This is a genomic window from Variovorax sp. 01T439_2 (assembly GCF_056398445.1).
The window spans coordinates 1-3,334 of record NZ_JBFTPJ010000672.1 but is presented as its reverse complement, the minus strand read 5'-3'; the positions used below and the strand labels follow the sequence as shown (position 1 = coordinate 3,334).

Here is a 3,334-nt window from a genome sequence, read left to right as displayed (position 1 = left end):
CGCAGATCGTGGGCGTGAGCTTCAGCATCGAGCCCGGCGCGGCGGCCTACGTTCCGCTGGCGCACAACTATCCCGACGCGCCCGCGCAGCTGCCCATCGACGAGGTGCTCGCCAGGCTCAAGCCCTGGCTCGAAAACCCCGCGAAAAAGAAGCTCGGCCAGCACATCAAGTACGACCGCCATGTGTTCGCCAACCACGGCATCGAAGTGCAGGGCTATGCGCACGACACCATGCTGCAGAGCTACGTGCTCGAGGCGCACCGGCCGCACGGGCTCGCGAGCCTGGCCGAACGCCACCTGGGCCGCAGCGGCATCTCGTACGAAGACCTGTGCGGCAAGGGCGCGCACCAGATCCCGTTCAGCCAGGTCGACATCGCCAAGGCCGCCGAATATTCGTGCGAGGACAGCGACCAGACGCTCGACGTGCACCTCGCGCTGTGGCCGCAGATCGAGCGCGACGAGAAGCTGCGCTTCATCTACCAGCTCGAGATGGATTCGAGCGAGGCGCTCTACCGCGTCGAGCGCAACGGCGTGCTGATCGATGCGCCCACGCTCGCCGCGCAGAGCCACGAGCTCGGCACGCGCATCATGGCGCTCGAGCAGGAGGCCTACGAGATCGCGGGCCAGCCCTTCAACCTGGGTTCGCCCAAGCAGATCGGCGAGATCTTCTTCACCAAGCTGGGCCTGCCGGTGGTCAAGAAGACGCCGAGCGGCGCGCCGAGCACCGACGAGGAAGTGCTCGAGAAACTGGCCGAGGACTATCCGCTGCCGGCCAAGATCCTCGAGCACCGCGGCCTGTCCAAGCTCAAGGGCACCTACACCGACAAGCTCGGCCAGCTCGCCAACCCGCGCACCGGCCGCGTCCACACGCACTACGCGCAGGCCGTGGCGGTCACAGGCCGCCTGTCGAGCAACGACCCCAACCTGCAGAACATCCCGATCCGCACGCCCGAAGGCCGCCGCGTGCGCGAGGCCTTCATTGCGCCGCCCGGCAGCGTGATCGCGAGCGCCGACTACTCGCAGATCGAGCTGCGCATCATGGCCCACATCAGCGGCGACGAGTCGCTGCTGCGCGCCTTCAGGGAAGGCATCGACGTGCACCGCGCCACCGCGGCGGAGGTGTTCGGCGCCACGCCCGACCAGGTGTCGAGCGAGCAGCGCCGCTATGCGAAGGTGATCAACTTCGGGCTCATCTACGGCATGAGCAGCTTCGGCCTGGCGCGCAACCTGGGCATCGAGACCAAGGCCGCGGCCTCCTACATCGACCGCTACTTTGCGCGCTATCCGGGCGTGAAGGCGTACATGGACGAGACCAAGGCGCTGGCCAAGGAGAAGGGCTATGTCGAGACCGTGTTCGGACGGCGCCTGTACCTGCCCGAGATCAATTCGCCCAACGGCCCGCGCCGCGGCGGTGCCGAGCGCGCGGCCATCAACGCGCCCATGCAGGGCACGGCGGCCGACCTCATCAAGCTCAGCATGATCAAGGTACAGAACGTGCTTGACGAAGAGAAGCGCGCCACCCGCATGATCATGCAGGTGCACGACGAACTGGTGTTCGAGGTGCCCGAGGCCGAGATCGAATGGGTGCGCACCGAAATCCCGCGCCTGATGGCCGGCGTGGCCGAACTCAAGGTGCCGCTGCTGGCCGAGATCGGCATCGGACCCAACTGGGACAAGGCGCACTGATCAACCGACGAAAGAAAGAAGAAGCACGCACATGACATTCCAGCCCCGCAAATTCCTGCTCGCCGCCGTTTGCGCCGCCTGCCTGGGCACCGCGTTTGCCGCCCCCGATGCCCGCATCGCCTCGCTGGCCGCCAAGGAAAAGCCCGCGCTGCTCGAGACGCTGAAGGAACTGGTCTCGATCGAATCGGGCAGCCGCGACCTCGAAGGCCTGGAGAAGATCTCGGACCTCATCGCCGCAAAATTCAAGGCCATGGGCGGCGAGGTCGAGCTGGTCGACACCAGCGCCGAGGCCTACCGCATGGAAGACACGCCCGAGAAGATCGGCCGGGCCGTGCGCGCCACCTTCAAGGGCACGGGCAAGAAGAAGATCATGCTCATCGCGCACATGGACACGGTCTACACCGTGGGCATGCTCGACAAGCAGCCGTTCCGCGTCGAGGGCGACAAGGCCTATGGCCTGGGCATTGCCGACGACAAGCAGGGCGTGGCCGTCATCACGCACACGGTCGCGATGCTGCAGGCGCTGAAGTTCAAGGACTACGGCACGCTCACGGTGCTGATCAACGGCGACGAGGAAATCAGCTCGCCCGGTTCGCGCGCACTCATCACGCGGCTGGGCAGCGAGCACGACGCGGTGCTGTCGTTCGAGGGTGCTTCGGTCAAGGAAGACAAGCTCTCGCTGGCCACCGCGGGCATTGCCTCGGTCACGCTCAACGTCACGGGCAAGGCCTCGCATGCAGGCTCGGCGCCGGAGCTGGGCGTGAACGCGCTCTACGAGCTGTCGCACCAGATCCTGCAGATGCGCGACCTGTCCGACCCGGCCACCGGGCTCAAGATGAACTGGACCATCTCGCGYTCGGGCAGCAACCGCAACGTGATTCCGGCCAGCGCCACCGCGGGCGCCGACGTGCGCGTGCTCAAGGTGAGCGACTACGACCGCATCGAGCAGCAGGTGCAGGAGCGCGTGAAGAAGCAACTGATCCCGGAGGCCAAGGTCGCGATGAAGTTCGAGCGCCGCCGTCCGCCGCTCGAAGCCACCGGCGCCTCGCTCGCACTCGCCAGGCACGCGCAGCAGATCTACAAGGACGAGCTCGGCCGGCCGCTGGGCGCCGACGACAAGGTGGCCGGCGGCGGCACCGATGCCGCCTTTGCCGCGCTCAAGACCAAGGCGCCGGTGGTGGAGCGCTTCGGCCTGCAGGGCTTCGGCGCGCATTCGGCCGATGCCGAGTACGTGCTGGTCGACTCCATCGAGCCGAGGCTCTATCTTGCGACCCGCATGGTGATGGATCTCTCCCGCAGCAAGATCGCAGGCAACTGAGCCGGCCATGCGCCTGCGCCACATCGAAGTCTTCAACGCGATCATGCTCACGGGCAGCGTGAGCGCGGCGGCGCGGCTCATCAACATCACGCAGCCGGCGGTGAGCCGCACCTTGCAGCATGCCGAGCTGCAGCTGGGCTTTCCGCTGTTCCAGCGCGCCAAGGGCCGGCTCACGCCGACCACCGAGGCGCTCACGCTGTATCCGCACATCGAGCGGCTGTTTGCGCAGCTCGACGAGGTGCAGCGCCTCGCGGCCAACCTGCGCGCGGGCAGCGACACCGGCGAGCTGCGCATCCTGAGCGTGCTGGCGCTGAGCTACGAGGTGCTGCCG

At 67.1% G+C, this 3,334-nt stretch carries 3 protein-coding genes; all 3 read left to right on the top strand.

Features of this window, described 5'->3' with window-relative positions; translation table 11 throughout:
- The coding region (gene polA, locus AC1DOC_RS25605) for a DNA polymerase I (RefSeq protein ID WP_478130753.1) at nucleotides 1-1,685 on the top strand (1,685 nt) is incomplete at its 5' end.
- Nucleotides 1,686-1,716: 31 nt separating this feature from the next.
- Entirely contained in the window at nucleotides 1,717-3,003 is a 1,287-nt protein-coding gene (locus tag AC1DOC_RS25600) for a M20/M25/M40 family metallo-hydrolase (RefSeq protein WP_478080514.1), read from the top strand.
- A 7-nt stretch (nucleotides 3,004-3,010) separates the two neighbouring features.
- Nucleotides 3,011-3,334 (top strand): LysR family transcriptional regulator (locus AC1DOC_RS25595; RefSeq protein ID WP_478130752.1); only part of this gene is annotated, 324 nt, incomplete at its 3' end.